Origin of the sequence: Bacillus cereus group sp. MG4, from assembly GCF_040460055.1 — a bacterium.
Taxonomy (GTDB): Bacteria; Bacillota; Bacilli; order Bacillales; family Bacillaceae_G; genus Bacillus_A; species Bacillus_A wiedmannii.
Map to the genome: position 1 here is coordinate 1,560,905 of NZ_JARVGZ010000001.1, position 14,955 is coordinate 1,575,859.

A 14,955-nucleotide genomic window follows, 5' to 3' on the forward strand; every position below is an offset into this window, starting at 1 on the left:
AGAAAAGTATTTTTTGTACATTCCACCTACAAAAGAGAGCATAAATTTGCTATATCCCAAAGCCAAAGCGCATAGTAAATTAAAGGTTATTCTTCAAATTTATAACCAACTCGAATAACAGTACCGATATGCTTCGCTTTATCTCCTAGCTTATTTCGTAGTTTTTTAATATGAGTATCAACCGTTCGGTCATCACCGTAGTAATCATATCCCCATAACTGATCTAATAAATGTTGACGTGACAACACAATTCCTTTGTTCTCCATTAAATAAACAAGAAGTTCAAATTCTTTATGTGTCAATATAATTTCTTCTCCATCTACTAAAACGGTTCTAGATAGACGATTCACTTCTATTCCAGCTAAAGACATAGCATTTTCTTCCGCTACTCCTACCACACCATCCGCACGTTTCAATAACGTCTTCGCGCGAGCTACTAACACTTTCGGGCTGAAAGGTTTCGTTACATACTCATCTGCACCTAATTCGAACCCTAGTAATGTATCATCCTCATCCGAACGGGCTGTCAACATAATGATTGGTACTGCTGATTCTTTTCTAATTCTTCTACAAACAGACCATCCATCTATTTCTGGTAACATTATATCTAACATAATTAAATCAATTTCATGCTCTGCAAATAATTCTAACGCTATTTTTCCGTCTTCTGCTTCGATTACTTCAAAGCCTTCATTACGAAAATAATCACTAACGATTTCACGTAATCTTCTTTCATCTTCAACAAGTAATACTGTTTTATTCATATCATCTATCCCGCCTTTTTACTCTTTCAATCGAATAATACGTTGATTGGAGCTTCCGCGAAATGGAAGTGTTAAATCTTTTTTCTCGATTTCAAATCTTCCATCGACTAAAACATCCCCATAATGTAACAACTCTATCATATCATTATTTTGAGAACTCTGTATCTCTTCTAACGTATAACCTGTATACATCCAAAGATTTTTTTTCAAGCCTTTCACAGCTTTTGCTACTTTTTTCACTTCAGCAGCTTGAAAAAATGGATCTCCACCTGAAAATGTTACATCAGTTAATGTATTACTTGCAATCTCTTTCATAATTTCTTCTACTGTCATTTCAGTTCCATTACAAATATTCCACGATTTCGGATTATGGCAACCGAAACAACGATGCGGACAGCCCGCAAAAAACACGACTGTCCGCAATCCTTCCCCATCTACTACACTATCATGAATGATGTTCATCACTTTCATTTATGCTTCACCCGATCCATCTCTTCACTACGTTTCGCACTATTCCACTTCGACATATCTCCTACAAGATAACCTGTTATACGTCGAATTCTTTCTATATTGGCCTCATCTTCATTTCCGCAGCTTGGACATTCATTACCAATAACTCCGTGATAACTGCAGCACTTACAACGATCAACAGGATGATTAATTGAACCGTATCCAACGCCATGTTCTGCCATCGCTTGTATAATTTGTTTTAAGGCCTGTTTGTTATGCATAGCTGCTCCGTCTAGTTCAATGTACGTAATATGTCCCCCGTTACATAGGGCATGGAAAGGTCCTTCTAAACGAATTTTATTTATCGCTTGAATGTTATAATAAACTGGAATATGGAATGAATTCGTATAATAATTATGGTTCGTTATACCGCTAATTACACCAAATTCTTCCCTATCTTTTTTCACAAACTTCCCTGATAACCCTTCTGCAGGAGTTGCAATTACTGAGAAATTCAGTTCATGTTCTTCCGTCGCTTTATCCATTTTATCTCTCATAAAGGAAATGATTTCATACCCGAGTTTCCATGATTCTTCATCTTCTCCATGATGCTTTCCTGTTAAAGCTACTAAGCACTCCGCAAGACCGATAAAACCAAGACTTAACGTCCCTTGCTTTAAAATGGATGCTACAGAATCTTCAGGCTGTAACTTTTCTCCACCGCGCCATACACCTTGTGAATATAAAAATCGAAAATCTCTTGCTCGCTTCGTACATTGATACTCAAATCGTTCTAATAATTGCTTAATTCCTAAATCTAAGTAATAGTTTAACGCTTCAAAAAACGCTTCTTTTGAACCACTAATTAACGCTAATTTCACTAAGTTAATAGACGTAAATGATAAATTCCCTCTTCCAATCGCCGTTTCTTCTCCATGTATGTTAGACATAACACGGGTACGACATCCCATGTAACATACTTCACTTTCCGGTCGTCCGTCATAATGCACTGCATTAAATGGCGCATCTAAAAATGAAAAGTTAGGGAATAATCGTTCAGCCGTTGTCTGTAACGCTAATTCAAATAAATCATAGTTCGGATCACATTCTTCAAAGTTCACACCTTTTTTCATTTTAAAAATTTGAATTGGAAAAATTGGTGTTTCTCCTTTACCAAGACCAGCTTGTGTCGCTTTTAACAGCTGTCTAACTAATAACCGTCCCTCTTTTGATGTGTCTGTTCCATAATTAATAGAAATAAACGGTACTTGTCCCCCGCCCCTACTATGCATACTATTTGAATTATGAACGAAAGCTTCACACGCCTGATACGTATCATTTTCTGTTTCTTTCCATGCAAATTCTTCTATTTGTTCTTTCGTAAGCGGATATGACTCTAATCGTTTCTTATGTCTCGCTACTGTTTTTCTCACATATGGAGCTAAATCAATATCAAAGAGTGCAAATGATTGACCACCGTGCTGCATATTTTGATTCGCCTGAAAAATAATAGACGAAAGAGCCAATGCACTTTTAATGTCCTGCGGTTGTCTCATATGCCCATGCCCGGTATGAAAACCGTTCGCAAGCATTTGCGCTAACGGAATTTGCGAACAAGTCGTCGTTCCTGTCGCATAAAAATCTAAGTCATGTGGATATAATATATTTTGATTTATTGCTTTTTTCACTTGATCTGACAATAAATTTTCAACCGCATAATATTTTGCACTCTCTGATGCGAACGTTCCCATTACTCCCATCGGAGAGCGGCCATCTACATTTGCATTTTCTTGCATTAAATCTTGCTCACTACCGTGGACAATCGTCTCAAACACTCTCATTAATTCTTCTCCACGTACATTTCGTTGTAACATTTATAACCCTCCACCAATATGTTGTTGTCTTTTGATTAAAATGTTACTACATATAGTCTTAGTGTTTCTGTGAGAAATGTAACATTCCTGTGAAATTTTTTTCACGAAATAATGAATTTTTCATTTACAAAAAAGAAATGTGCTCTTTACAAATGTATGGTACAATATACGGGAAAAACTCTTTTTACCCTTTATCAACACATTTGAATAAAGGAGACTGAACTTATGGTTATTACATATCTTTTATTTATCGTTGCCTACTTACTTGGCTCGATTCCATTCGCACTAGTCGTTGGAAAAATCGGCTACGGAATCGATATTCGTGAGCACGGAAGCGGTAATCTAGGCGGAACAAATACATTCCGCACACTAGGGAAAAAAGCAGGTTTTATCGTTACAATTGCTGACATTTTAAAAGGTACATTAGCAACAAGTCTACCGATTATTTTCGGATTAGATGTTCACCCACTATGGTTCGGATTAGCAGCTGTTCTTGGACATGTGTATCCGATTTTCGCGAAATTCCGTGGTGGTAAAGCTGTTGCAACTTCTGCTGGCGTGCTATTATGCTACTCTCCAGTTGTTTTTGCAATATTAGCTGTTGTCTTTTTCAGCCTTTTATTTACAACAAGATACGTATCACTTTCTTCTATGGTAACAGCCGTCGTTGCTGTTATTGCATCCATTGTTAGCGGGGATAAAATCTTCATTATTGCGATGTGTTTATTAGCAGGTATGGTTATTTATAAACACCGTGCAAATATCGGACGAATTATAAATAAAACTGAACCGAAAGCAAACTTTTCAAAAAAGCAAAAATAAGATCGTAACCCACATAACGCAAAAAGAAAACGTGAAGCATATTAATAGCGTCTTTTTGCGTTATTTTTTATACTAAAGAAAAAGCAACATAATTTGGAGGAACTATACATGAATCTTTCCGTAACAAAAGAAGCAGCACAATGGTATAAAAACGAATTAAACTTACAATCGGGTGAAACACTACGCCTTTTCGTACAATACGGCGGTTGCAGTACTGTGCAAAAAGGACTTTCTTTAGGTATTCGTAAAGATGATCCTGCACATCCTGCTGTTCAAACTCAAGAAGAAGGTATTAACTTCTTTATTGAAGGCGATGATGAGTGGTTCTTCGATGGACATAATTTAGCTGTTACATTTAACGACGGTGATGATTTCCCGCAATTTAATTATGAAAAATAAAAAAGCGTGGCTTCTGCCACGCTTTTTTATTTTTTCTTAATTTCCTCATATTTCGCATACCACTCAGGATATAACTTTTTAAATGATACGGGCCTGAACCCTTCTTTTTTCGCGCAAATATTCGTCGTACTTGCAGTAATACAAAGTTCACCTTCACCGTTATATATTTCATAACCATATACAACGCGAAGCGGACTAACAGTATCAATCCACGTTTTCACAATTGCTTTTTCTCCGTAACGCATCGCTTTACGATATGAAATTTGCAAATCTAACACAGGAGAAATAATTCCCTCTTTCTCCATTTCAACATATGAAAATCCTAAATCTTGTATAAGTTTCGTGCGACCTAGTTCAAGCCACACCAAATAGTTTGAATGGTAAACAACACCCATTTGATCTGTTTCCGCATAACGGATTTCAACTTCATGTTCTGCTACAAACATATGTATTCGCCTTCTTTCACTTCTGCTACCTTGCATACATTTAATCATAATACAGTGACATCAAAAATAAAATAAAAACAATGAATCTTTTACTGAAAGGAGCAAGCATATGATTCAAATTGTAACTGTTCGTAGCGGTGATAGCGTATATAGCTTGGCATCAAAGTATGGATCAACACCTGACGAAATAGTAAAGGACAATGGATTAAATCCAGCTGAAACACTCGTCGTTGGTCAGGCACTAATCGTTAATACGAAAGGGAATAATTATTATGTACAGCCTGGCGATAGCCTATATCGAATCTCTCAAACATATAACGTACCTCTCGCTAGTTTAGCTAAGGTTAATAACTTATCTTTAAAATCCATTCTCCATGTTGGACAGCAATTATATATACCAAAAGGGACAAAACGCGCAGTAGAATCCATCGCTTATTTACAACCTTCAACAATACCAATAAAAGAAAGTTTGGTTAATGCTACACGTGCCATTAATCCATTTTTAACATATCTGGCTTACTTCAGTTTCGAGGCAAAAAGAGATGGTACGTTAAAAGAACCAACTGAAACAGCTAAAATCGCTAATATTGCAACGCAAGGCAAAACCATCCCGATGCTCGTTATTACAAATATTGAAAATGGAAATTTCAGTGCCGATCTGACATCAGTTATTTTACGCGATGCATCGATTCAAAACAAATTTATTACTAACATTTTACAAACAGCTGAGAAGTACGGTATGCGAGACATTCATTTTGATTTTGAGAGTGTAGCACCTGAAGATCGCGAAGCGTATAATCGTTTTTTACGAAATGTAAAAACACGCTTACCTAACGGATACACATTGAGTACAACGCTTGTACCGAAAACAAGTTCAAATCAAAAGGGAAAATTTTTCGAAGCTCACGATTATAAAGCACAAGGGCAAATTGTTGATTTCGTCGTCATTATGACATATGACTGGGGATGGCAAGGCGGGCCACCGATGGCTATTTCTCCTATCGGTCCTGTAAAAGAAGTACTTCAATATGCAAAATCTCAAATGCCTCCCCAAAAAATTATGATGGGGCAAAACTTATACGGATTCGATTGGAAACTTCCGTTCAAACAAGGCAATCCGCCTGCAAAAGCAATTAGCTCTGTCGCAGCTGTCGCACTAGCTCGTAAATACAATGTCCCCATCCGCTATGATTTCACTGCTCAAGCTCCTCATTTTAATTATTTTGATGAAAATGGTGTTCAACACGAAGTTTGGTTTGAAGATTCACGGTCTGTTCAAAGCAAATTCAACTTAATGAAAGAACAAGGTATAGGCGGTATTAGTTACTGGAAGATTGGCTTACCATTCCCGCAAAATTGGCGTTTACTCGTTGAAAATTTTACGATTACGAAAAAGGGCTGACATAAGTCAGCCCTTTTTGACTATTAAAAATCCGTCACAAAAAGAAGAATGACAACATTCTCCCTTTTTTAACCGTTATCAACAATCGGTTGTTTGCCTGTTTGGTCTTGCATTTGCTTTCCTTTATTGCCACCAGCTTTTTTTGATTGTGTTCCAATATGATTCGGTGCAAAGTCTTTTGAATTCTTTTTCGGATTACCCATTACTATCGCCTCCTTAACACTAGTATCGTACTAGTGTTAAGAATTATTCAGCTTGCTTAAAAAGTTGCATTTCATAACGTTTTTCAATACGCTCTTCAATGCGATCGATTGCATCACGATCACTTAATAATTGTTGTTTATTTTCTTTCACAAGTTCGTCAAATGATTTACGGCGACTTCTTCTCATGCTGTTCACCCTCTCTCCTTCGCATTCTTACTATACATAGTATGAGCAAATGAAAAACTCTTTAATCAGATTTGTAAGAAAATTTTATGTTTTAGTACTCCTAAAAAAACTCCGTGTACAACTTCTTGTACACGGAGTTTTTTATACCATTATATTTAAATATTCTTTTAGTTTTTCATCTGCATTCATTTCACTTTGTTTATACTCACTTAGCGCTTGCAGTACGAAATCATACTGTCCTAAAATATAACTTTCTAATTTCAGGACATCCTCTAAGCTATTAAGCATAATTCTCGTATTACCAACTTCACTTTTTAACGCCGGTTCACAATTTAAACTCGTACATATTTCTTTCACATCATCTTCTAATATCTCTGTTAATACGTATTTCTTTCGTCCTTTTACTTTTATTCTCATAACTGGATAAAAAGCTTTTATATCTAAATAACTTCCTACATTCATGCAACGAACCCATTCGATATCACGTTTATTGCGTACAAGTATCTTTTTTACCGCCTCATATACTGCTGTTTCATCAAGTACTTCCGTATTCGATTTTCTTTTTTCCCCTGCTTCAATAGATGCACATTTTTGATAAACAGCTGCACAAGTAATACAATCATCAAATGCATTATGAGAACTTAAACGAATTCCAAGCATTCGCTTTAACGTTTCAAGTTTATGATTAGGCGCGTGCTTCATATATTTCTTTGCTAAAAACACAGTATCAATCACTTTATTTTGAGGTTCTGGTAAACCAAGCATACTTACATTACTTTTCAAAAAACGCATATCAAAAGATGCATTATGAGCGACAATTACATTTGTATGTAAAAATGCTAAAAATAAAGGTAATACTTCTTCAATCGTCGGTGCATCTGAAACACGATAATTTGTAATACCTGTTAAACTCGTTATTCGGTCCGGAATTGAACGCTCTGGATTCACATAGGAAACAAATTGATCTACTAGTTCATGATTACGATATTTCACTGCTGCGACTTGAATAATTTTATCATTATAAGGGTTAAATCCTGTTGTTTCAAAATCAATTACAACATAATCTAACGGTAAGGATATATTCCCCACTCCAAACACTCCTTTACCTCTAAACGTTTATATTTCTTTTATCATAACATGCTACTATCACTACGTGAAAAAGAAAAGGCAGAAATGGTAACTTTCCACCTCTACCTTTTCACCGTTATTTTAATTTAGCAATCCGTTTCTCCATCTCTTTTTGCGTCATCGGTCCAATAAACTTATCTTGAATGACACCTTTCGTATCTATAAAATACGAAGTTGGAATCGTAATTACTTTATACGCTGTTGTCACATCAATGTTCTTGTCCAATAAAATAGGAAAAGTAATTCCTTTTTCTTTCGCAAAATTGCTTACCTTTTCTACTCCCCCGCCCTTTTCTGAAGGCGTATAATTTATTGCTAAAATTTCTACGTTTTCTTTATGTTCTTTATAGAAAGCTTCCATATCAGGCATTTCTTGCTGGCAAGGTCCACACCACGTTGCCCAAAAGTTTAAAATTACTTTCTTTCCTTTTAAATCCGATAACTTTACATTCGTTCCATCTAACTTCGTTAATGCAAAGTTTGGTGCACTCTTCCCTATTTCAATACCATTACTTGCAATCATCTCTTTCATAGCAGCTTCACTTTTTTCTTGCTCCCCTTGTACCGCCTGGTCTTTTTTACCAAACTGTTCATAAGCTGCATATCCCGCTAAACAAAGTAACACTACAATAATCGTAAGCTTCCGCCACATTTTATATCACCCTAACGTATTTATCTTCTTATTAACCTAATTACCCAAATACTATATACCTTATTTTAGCTTATACGGACAAGCTTGGAAATATTCACAGTCAAAATAATTAGAATATTCTTATTTAAAGTGTGATTTTTTCCTTTTTATCATATAATTAGAAGAACAGATGACGTGTTGCTTATCTTCTTATGGACCCATTCACCTTTTTACTTTCTTATATAACCTTCAACAAAAGGGGGATTGTGTATGAATTCATTCGAAAAAACAACATTATATATTCTTAGTTTTCTTTTATACCCAGTGGGTATTATTACATGGATCATTTCACTCTTTAGTAAAGATCTTGAAAAAAAGAAAATAGGGCGTATTTGTCTCTACGTCTCTCTAGTCTCATTCGTCCTTTTCGTAATCCTTGGAATTGCCACTTTCCTTATGACCGCTACTTTTAACGTTGATCTGAATCATTCAGAATCTATCGAGTATCAAATAGATGACGCTGAATAAAGATAAGAGCAGTACTCTTATCTTTATTCACATCACTTGCAAAACGAATGACTATTTATTAATTTTTCAGGACTTCCACATGCAACAATACTTCCTTCTCTCATTATGACAACACGATCTGCTAGTATCGCTTTCTCTACATCATGTGTTGCCACAATTCGTGTTACTTCTCTTCCTAATCCTTCTATCATATTCCAAACAGTTTCTTGATTGCTCGAATCTAATCCCGCAGTTGGTTCATCTAAAATAATAAGATTCGGATTTGAAACAATGGCACGTAATAATGCAAGACGTTTCCTTTCTCCTCCCGAAAACTCTTCACCGCTTTTATGTAGTACAGTTTGAATCCCTTCCGATAAACCTCTAATTATCGGCTTCACATTTACAAGCTCAACATTTTTTTCTAACTGGTTTTCTAAACACTTTTCCTCGAAATACATATTCTCTTTTACTGTCGTCCGAAAGAAACGAGGTTCTTGCCACACTGTAGTCATACGAGCCTCATTACCATAATAAACAATGCTACCGTTAGATGGTTTATACAAACCTGTCATTAATTTTAAAAGCGTTGTTTTTCCTGCACCACTTTTTCCCACAATAATAACGAATTCACCAGGATTAATTTGCAAATCAATATTATGAATTCTGCATTTCTCTCCATCACTCTCCTGAAATGAAACATTTGTTACCGTCATCCCCATCGCCCTTTCTAGATTACTATCTGCTACTCGTTTATCTAAAAAGGAAAAAACTCTATTTGCCGAAGCGACTGCAACTTGTGTCTTCATTAATATATCACCCACGTAACGGACTGGAAAAAAGAGCATTTCAATTGTGGCTAACACTGCAACAATTGAACCGACTTCCATCCCCCCCTTCATTATTTTCTGTGTGCCTATAATGAGAACAACGATATACGCTCCTGTTTCAATCGCTGTTCCAACTACTCCAATGCAATGTTGCATCATCGTCTTCTTTACTTCTGTTTTATAAGATTGTGCCGTTACTCCCTTAAATAAGCGAATAGCCCATTTTTCTTTTTGCAAACTACGTAAATCTTGTGCTCCTTTTACAAACTGTGACACCATCTCTACAACACTTGATTGATTGTCTTGGGCATTGCTTGCAATATTCCTTACCCTTTTCCCCATCAAAATTGGAACCGTTGCACTTAAAAATAAAAACGGAGCTACCCACAATATGAACTTTATATCTATATGTTGTAGTGCTATGATTGCGCCAATAAATTGGGCAATAGCGTGTATATATTCTATTAATATAGATCCATATAATCTGACCCAGTTCGGAATATCAGACACAACTAACGTCTCTAACTCTCCTCCCTTAATCTTCTCACTCTCTTCAAACGGTAATGAGAAGAAATGACGCAATACATCTATACGCTTCTCTCGTAATATTCGCTGGCTAGCTTTTGAACTTACATAATCAAATGAAAGATTGTTCACCCACATCAACAAGCGGCTAACTGCAAACAAAGTAATGTAAAGATACGCCTCCTTGAACTCTCGTTGAATAAGGTTATCTACAATTAATCCCATGAATAGTGGACGAGATAAATTTAAAATAGCAGCAAAGCATCCACTACATACAGCTGCTATTACTAATAATATTTCTTTCTGTAACGGTAACAATATTCTTTTATATTCTTTCATGATGTTCCCTCCATTTTTATAGTAAAAAGAAAGGGATGAAACCAAATGGTTTCATCCCTTTCCATAAAATAAGGAAGCTAACAGTTGTTAGCTTCCTTATCGTTCATTTCAATTATTTAGTTCGACACTTTTGACTCTTCGATTTTCTCACGAAGAACCATTTGTAGGATACCACCGTGACGGTAGTAGTCAATTTCAACTTCACTATCGAAACGAGCTACTACTTCAAATTGTTTTTCGTTGCCATCTAAATCGGTTGCAACTACTTTTACTAAATCACGTGGTCTAACTGTTTTGTCGATTTGAATTTCAAATGACTCGTTACCAACAAGACCTAATGTTTCGGCGCTTTCGCCATCTTTAAATTGAAGTGGTAATACGCCCATTAATACTAAGTTACTACGGTGAATACGTTCGAAGCTTTCTGCGATTACTGCTTTAATACCTAATAAGTTAGTACCTTTCGCAGCCCAGTCACGAGAACTTCCCATACCGTAATCTTTACCAGCAACAACTAGAAGGCCTGTTCCATCTTCTTTATATTTCATAGCAGCATCATAGATTGATGTTACTTCACCAGTTGGCCAATATGTTGTATATCCGCCTTCTGTTCCTGGTGCGATTTGGTTTTTAATACGGATGTTCGCGAATGTACCACGCATCATAACTTCATGGTTACCACGACGAGAACCGTAAGAGTTAAAGTCAACTGGCTGTACACCGTTTTCTAATAAGTAGCGTCCAGCTGGTGTATGCTTACCAATTGAACCTGCTGGTGAAATGTGGTCTGTCGTTACAGAATCTCCAAATTTACCAACTATGCGTAAGCCTGATAATGTTTCAACTTCACCTGGTTCTTTAGATAATCCTTCAAAGAACGGTGGGTTTTGAATATAAGTTGAATCATTATCCCAAGTATATAAAGCTTCGTTTGAAGTTTGGATTTCATTCCAACGCTCATTGCTGTTAAATACTTGTGCATATTCTTTCTTGAACAGTTCAGATGTAACAACACTTTGAACTACATCTTCAATTTCTTTAGCTGATGGCCAAATGTCGTTGAAGTAAACAGATTTGCCATTTGCATCTTTACCGATTTCATCATTTTTCAGGTCAATATCAACAGTACCTGCAAGTGCATATGCCACAACAAGTGGTGGTGATGCTAAGTAGTTTGCTTTTACAAGCGGGTGAATACGACCTTCAAAGTTACGGTTACCAGATAAAACAGATGTTACTAATAAATCGTTTGCTGCGATTGCTTCTTCTAATTCCTCTGCTAATGGACCAGAGTTACCGATACAAGTCGTACAGCCGTAACCAACTGTTTGGAAACCTAATTGATCTAAATATGTTGTTAAACCAGATTTATCTAAGTATTCAGTAACAACTTTAGACCCTGGTGCTAATGATGTTTTTACGTACTCAGGTACTACAAGTCCTTTTTCAATTGCTTTCTTCGCAACTAGACCTGCCCCAATTAATACGTATGGGTTTGATGTATTTGTACAGCTTGTAATTGCAGCGATTGCAATTGCACCTGTTTTCATCGTTACTTCTTTATCTTCTAATGTAACCTTCACTTCTTTATCGAACTCTTGCTCATTAAATCCAAGTCCTTGTGTTCCGACTGGTGCTAAAACAGCTTTGTGGAACGCATCTTTCATATCTGAAAGTGGAATTAAATCTTGTGGGCGTTTCGGTCCAGAAAGGTTAGATTCGATTGTATTTAAATCAATTTCAACAAGATCAGTGTAAATTGGATCTTTGCTGTCTGCTGTATAGAATAAACCGTTCGCTTTACAGTATTCTTCAACAATGCGAATTTGCTCTTCATCTCTACCTGTTAAACGTAAGTATTCTAATGAAATATCGTCAATTGGGAAGAATCCACAAGTTGCGCCGTATTCTGGTGCCATGTTTGAAATTGTTGCACGGTCAGCTAAAGGCATGCTCTTTAGTCCATTACCGAAGAACTCAACGAATTTACCAACTACACCTTTTTGACGTAATACTTGTGTTACTTTTAATGCAACGTCAGTTGCTGTAGTACCACTTGGAAGTGTACCAGTTAATTTCACACCGATTACTTCAGGTACTGGGAAGTATGAAGGCTGTCCAAGCATTCCTGCTTCTGCTTCAATACCACCAACGCCCCATCCAAGAACGCCAATACCGTTAATCATTGTTGTATGTGAGTCTGTTCCAACTAATGAATCTGGGTATGCAACTAAGTCACCTTCAGCATTTTTCACAGCATGAACAACTGGTGCTAAATATTCAAGGTTTACTTGGTGTACAATACCTGTAGCTGGTGGCACTGCGCGATAGTTATCAAATGATTTTTGTGCCCAGCTTAAAAATTTATAACGTTCTTCATTACGTTTAAACTCTAAGTCCATGTTGAATGCAAGCGCGTCTGCCGTACCCGCTCTATCAACCTGTACAGAGTGGTCAATTACAAGGTCTACAGTAATTTCCGGATTAATTTTATCAGGATCCCCGCCCATATCTGCCATTGCTTTACGAAGCGAAGCCAAATCTACAACGGCTGGAACACCAGTGAAATCTTGTAAAATTACACGAGATGGTTTAAATGGAACATCGATATCTTGCACATCTTTCGTTCCCCATTTCGCTAAATTTGTAACATGCTCTTCTGTGATTACACGTCCGTCTACTTGACGAAGTACTGATTCAAGTAAAACTTTCACGGAATATGGTAATTGAGATACGTTGCCAACCCCTGCATTTTCAAGCGCTTTCAAATCATAATAATGATACGTTTTTTCATCTACTTCAAAAGTTGCACGTGATTGAAATGGATTATGTTTGACCATTATGTTTCCCCCCTGTTAAACGTGACTAAGTTGTCTGAATATAAAATGTAGACAAACTTTTCAATACCTTACGATAATATCTTATTACAACTTTCTAAATAAGTAAATAATAAGAAACTTATAGATTATCATAAGTTTTCTTTATGTTTCTAAATTTGAATAGTGTTCATGCTCCTTATGAATACTATTACCATAAAGTAAAGTGCTCTATTAGCGCTTTACTTACAGTTCACGCATACTACGAACTGTACAACATTCAACTTACAAAAAAAGTTATAGAGGTGAAATAAAATGGGTAAAAGAAAAGCAAATCATACTATTTCAGGAATGAATGCTGCATCTGCACAAGGACAAGGAACTGGTTACAATGAAGAATTTGCAAACGAGCCTTTAAGTCCAGCAGAGCGACAAAATAATAAAAAACGTAAAAAGAACCAGTAACAAAAAATCCCAAAAGGTCCATTTTCCTTTTGGGATTTTTTCTAATGTTTATAACGTAGTAATTCCGAAACCGTTACAAATCGATAGCCTTGCTTTTTCAGCTCAGGTAAAATTTTTGCTAGCGCTGCTACTGTTTGACTACGATTATTTCCTCCATCATGTAACAATACGATATCTCCACTTTTAGCATTTTTCACTACATGATTTACAATAGATTCAACACCTGGATTTGCCCAATCACGTGGGTCTTGATGCCACGACCATAGAACAGTTTGATAACCAGCTTCTTTCGCTGTTTTAAATACAGCATCGTTAATATATCCGCCAGGAGGACGGAATAGTAAAGGTTCTTTCACCCATTTTTTAAAAAATTTCTTTCCATCTAAAATATCATTTTCTAATTTTTCATCCGATGAATTACTCGCGTATAAATGATTCATCGTATGATTTCCAATTTCATGTCCCTCTTTTAACACTTGCTTCACTAAATATGGATTACGCTGAACTCGAAATCCAATCATAAAAAATGTCGCTTCTGCTTTATATTGACGTAATAAATTTAAAATTTGTGGTGTATAAGTTGGATCTGGTCCATCATCAAATGTAATGGCAATAATCTTTTCATTATTAGGTACTTCCCACGTTACATAGCCAGTTGGTTCTAACTCTTTTCTGAGCAACATTTTCGCTTCCACTTTTTCCACTTGAAATATATGTACTGCGCATAACAAAGAAAAAACTACTAAAAAAATTTTCTGTTTTAGCATAATTTTCATTAAAGTAAAAGGTTGTTGAATACACAACAACCTCATTTACTTTTCTAATTGATCTACATTTCGCATAATGTTTTGAAGATTATTTTCGTATTGCTCAAGTTGTGGGCGTTGTGTTTCCGAAGCTACTTCTAACGCATTTTGAATCTGTTCATATGCCTCCTGAACCTCTTGGCGTAACTCTTTTAAATCATGACCGTAGTTTGGATCATTTTTCACAATATTGTTAAATGCATGTTCTGCTTGTGTAACGCCTTGCTGCGCTGCTTGAAAAGCTTGTTGTTTATCTTTATGATATGGCATTATACAATCCCCTTTCCATAATAGTTAGTCCCAATTATCTTTACCTTTTTTTCTAAAAACATTCTCGTATAAATTTGCAAACTTCTCTCAT

17 protein-coding genes are annotated in these 14,955 nt (G+C 36.1%); 5 read left to right on the forward strand and 12 right to left on the reverse strand.

Annotation, left to right across the window (positions count from 1 at the left end; genetic code table 11):
- Positions 1–86 precede the first annotated feature (86 nt).
- From QCI41_RS08230 to QCI41_RS08240, 3 genes are read right to left on the reverse strand one after another with little or no spacing between them, the layout of a single operon-like run.
- Positions 87–764, reverse strand: a complete 678-nt coding sequence (locus QCI41_RS08230) for a response regulator transcription factor (protein ID WP_001044675.1) — start codon at positions 762–764, stop codon at positions 87–89.
- A gap of 18 nt (positions 765–782) precedes the next feature.
- Complete coding sequence (gene nrdG / locus QCI41_RS08235; protein WP_000867059.1) at positions 783–1,235, reverse strand: anaerobic ribonucleoside-triphosphate reductase activating protein; 453 nt, start codon at positions 1,233–1,235, stop codon at positions 783–785.
- Positions 1,232–3,088, reverse strand: coding sequence for an anaerobic ribonucleoside triphosphate reductase (locus tag QCI41_RS08240; RefSeq protein ID WP_353837663.1), 1,857 nt, complete (start codon positions 3,086–3,088; stop codon positions 1,232–1,234). Before QCI41_RS08240 ends, nrdG begins: the two co-directional genes overlap by 4 nt.
- Before the next feature lie 225 nt (positions 3,089–3,313).
- Between QCI41_RS08240 and plsY the strand changes: the two genes are divergently transcribed.
- A complete protein-coding gene (plsY, locus tag QCI41_RS08245) occupies positions 3,314–3,910 on the forward strand; it encodes a glycerol-3-phosphate 1-O-acyltransferase PlsY (RefSeq protein ID WP_000237189.1) in 597 nt (198 codons plus the stop codon).
- A gap of 108 nt (positions 3,911–4,018) precedes the next feature.
- A complete protein-coding gene (locus QCI41_RS08250; RefSeq protein ID WP_001054448.1) occupies positions 4,019–4,309 on the forward strand; it encodes a HesB/YadR/YfhF family protein in 291 nt (96 codons plus the stop codon).
- 26 nt (positions 4,310–4,335) lie between these two features.
- Here the strand turns inward: QCI41_RS08250 and QCI41_RS08255 are convergent, their stop codons facing one another.
- Positions 4,336–4,755, reverse strand: a complete 420-nt coding sequence (locus QCI41_RS08255) for an acyl-CoA thioesterase (protein WP_000495804.1) — start codon at positions 4,753–4,755, stop codon at positions 4,336–4,338.
- Positions 4,756–4,864: 109 nt separating this feature from the next.
- On the opposite strand from QCI41_RS08255, the gene QCI41_RS08260 reads away from it, so the two are divergent.
- Entirely contained in the window at positions 4,865–6,157 is a 1,293-nt protein-coding gene (locus tag QCI41_RS08260) for a glycoside hydrolase family 18 protein (RefSeq protein WP_046954571.1), read from the forward strand.
- Between the two features lie 68 nt (positions 6,158–6,225).
- Here QCI41_RS08260 and sspN read toward each other — a convergent pair whose 3' ends face one another.
- From sspN to QCI41_RS08280, 4 genes are all read right to left on the reverse strand, one after another.
- The gene (sspN, locus tag QCI41_RS08265) at positions 6,226–6,360 is read right to left on the reverse strand and encodes an acid-soluble spore protein SspN (protein ID WP_000527987.1); all 135 of its coding nucleotides are present in this window, start codon (positions 6,358–6,360) and stop codon (positions 6,226–6,228) included.
- Positions 6,361–6,403: 43 nt separating this feature from the next.
- Positions 6,404–6,547, reverse strand: coding sequence for an FbpB family small basic protein (locus tag QCI41_RS08270; RefSeq protein ID WP_001254698.1), 144 nt, complete (start codon positions 6,545–6,547; stop codon positions 6,404–6,406).
- Positions 6,548–6,688: 141 nt separating this feature from the next.
- On the reverse strand, positions 6,689–7,636 hold the full coding sequence (locus tag QCI41_RS08275; RefSeq protein ID WP_046957739.1) for a 3'-5' exonuclease: 948 nt from the start codon (positions 7,634–7,636) through the stop codon (positions 6,689–6,691).
- Between the two features lie 115 nt (positions 7,637–7,751).
- Positions 7,752–8,327 carry a redoxin domain-containing protein gene (locus tag QCI41_RS08280; RefSeq protein WP_353837662.1) on the reverse strand — a complete coding sequence of 192 codons (576 nt, stop codon included), beginning with the start codon at positions 8,325–8,327 and terminating at the stop codon, positions 7,752–7,754.
- A gap of 249 nt (positions 8,328–8,576) precedes the next feature.
- Between QCI41_RS08280 and QCI41_RS08285 the strand changes: the two genes are divergently transcribed.
- The gene (locus QCI41_RS08285; RefSeq protein ID WP_353837661.1) at positions 8,577–8,834 is read left to right on the forward strand and encodes a hypothetical protein; all 258 of its coding nucleotides are present in this window, start codon (positions 8,577–8,579) and stop codon (positions 8,832–8,834) included.
- Positions 8,835–8,866: 32 nt separating this feature from the next.
- Here QCI41_RS08285 and QCI41_RS08290 read toward each other — a convergent pair whose 3' ends face one another.
- Both QCI41_RS08290 and acnA read right to left on the reverse strand, forming a co-directional pair.
- On the reverse strand, positions 8,867–10,507 hold the full coding sequence (locus tag QCI41_RS08290; protein ID WP_353837660.1) for an ABC transporter ATP-binding protein: 1,641 nt from the start codon (positions 10,505–10,507) through the stop codon (positions 8,867–8,869).
- 116 nt (positions 10,508–10,623) lie between these two features.
- Positions 10,624–13,347, reverse strand: coding sequence for an aconitate hydratase AcnA (gene acnA, locus QCI41_RS08295; protein ID WP_353837659.1), 2,724 nt, complete (start codon positions 13,345–13,347; stop codon positions 10,624–10,626).
- A 291-nt stretch (positions 13,348–13,638) separates the two neighbouring features.
- Here acnA and sspO point away from each other — a divergent pair, with 291 nt between their 5' ends.
- Complete coding sequence (gene sspO / locus QCI41_RS08300; RefSeq protein WP_353837658.1) at positions 13,639–13,788, forward strand: small acid-soluble spore protein O; 150 nt, start codon at positions 13,639–13,641, stop codon at positions 13,786–13,788.
- A 41-nt stretch (positions 13,789–13,829) separates the two neighbouring features.
- Here the strand turns inward: sspO and pdaB are convergent, their stop codons facing one another.
- Together pdaB and QCI41_RS08310 are read right to left on the reverse strand one after the other, a co-directional pair.
- On the reverse strand, positions 13,830–14,555 hold the full coding sequence (pdaB, locus tag QCI41_RS08305; protein ID WP_353838853.1) for a polysaccharide deacetylase family sporulation protein PdaB: 726 nt from the start codon (positions 14,553–14,555) through the stop codon (positions 13,830–13,832).
- 45 nt (positions 14,556–14,600) lie between these two features.
- The gene (locus QCI41_RS08310; RefSeq protein WP_001146292.1) at positions 14,601–14,864 is read right to left on the reverse strand and encodes a hypothetical protein; all 264 of its coding nucleotides are present in this window, start codon (positions 14,862–14,864) and stop codon (positions 14,601–14,603) included.
- Positions 14,865–14,955: the final 91 nt, after the last annotated feature.

Excerpts from the sequence above, each read along its gene's own strand:
- plsY (WP_000237189.1), top strand. The coding sequence starts at position 3,314 with ATGGTTATTACATATCTTTTATTTATCGTTGCCTACTTACTTGGCTCG.
- QCI41_RS08260 (WP_046954571.1), top strand. The coding sequence starts at position 4,865 with ATGATTCAAATTGTAACTGTTCGTAGCGGTGATAGCGTATATAGCTTG.
- QCI41_RS08255 (WP_000495804.1), bottom strand. The coding sequence starts at position 4,755 with ATGTTTGTAGCAGAACATGAAGTTGAAATCCGTTATGCGGAAACAGAT.
- QCI41_RS08230 (WP_001044675.1), bottom strand. The coding sequence starts at position 764 with ATGAATAAAACAGTATTACTTGTTGAAGATGAAAGAAGATTACGTGAA.
- QCI41_RS08280 (WP_353837662.1), bottom strand. The coding sequence starts at position 8,327 with ATGTGGCGGAAGCTTACGATTATTGTAGTGTTACTTTGTTTAGCGGGA.
- sspN (WP_000527987.1), bottom strand. The coding sequence starts at position 6,360 with ATGGGTAATCCGAAAAAGAATTCAAAAGACTTTGCACCGAATCATATT.
- nrdG (WP_000867059.1), bottom strand. The coding sequence starts at position 1,235 with ATGAAAGTGATGAACATCATTCATGATAGTGTAGTAGATGGGGAAGGA.
- sspO (WP_353837658.1), top strand. The coding sequence starts at position 13,639 with ATGGGTAAAAGAAAAGCAAATCATACTATTTCAGGAATGAATGCTGCA.
- QCI41_RS08285 (WP_353837661.1), top strand. The coding sequence starts at position 8,577 with ATGAATTCATTCGAAAAAACAACATTATATATTCTTAGTTTTCTTTTA.
- QCI41_RS08290 (WP_353837660.1), bottom strand. The coding sequence starts at position 10,507 with ATGAAAGAATATAAAAGAATATTGTTACCGTTACAGAAAGAAATATTA.
- QCI41_RS08250 (WP_001054448.1), top strand. The coding sequence starts at position 4,019 with ATGAATCTTTCCGTAACAAAAGAAGCAGCACAATGGTATAAAAACGAA.
- QCI41_RS08240 (WP_353837663.1), bottom strand. The coding sequence starts at position 3,088 with ATGTTACAACGAAATGTACGTGGAGAAGAATTAATGAGAGTGTTTGAG.
- QCI41_RS08270 (WP_001254698.1), bottom strand. The coding sequence starts at position 6,547 with ATGAGAAGAAGTCGCCGTAAATCATTTGACGAACTTGTGAAAGAAAAT.
- pdaB (WP_353838853.1), bottom strand. The coding sequence starts at position 14,555 with ATGCTAAAACAGAAAATTTTTTTAGTAGTTTTTTCTTTGTTATGCGCA.
- QCI41_RS08310 (WP_001146292.1), bottom strand. The coding sequence starts at position 14,864 with ATGCCATATCATAAAGATAAACAACAAGCTTTTCAAGCAGCGCAGCAA.
- acnA (WP_353837659.1), bottom strand. The coding sequence starts at position 13,347 with ATGGTCAAACATAATCCATTTCAATCACGTGCAACTTTTGAAGTAGAT.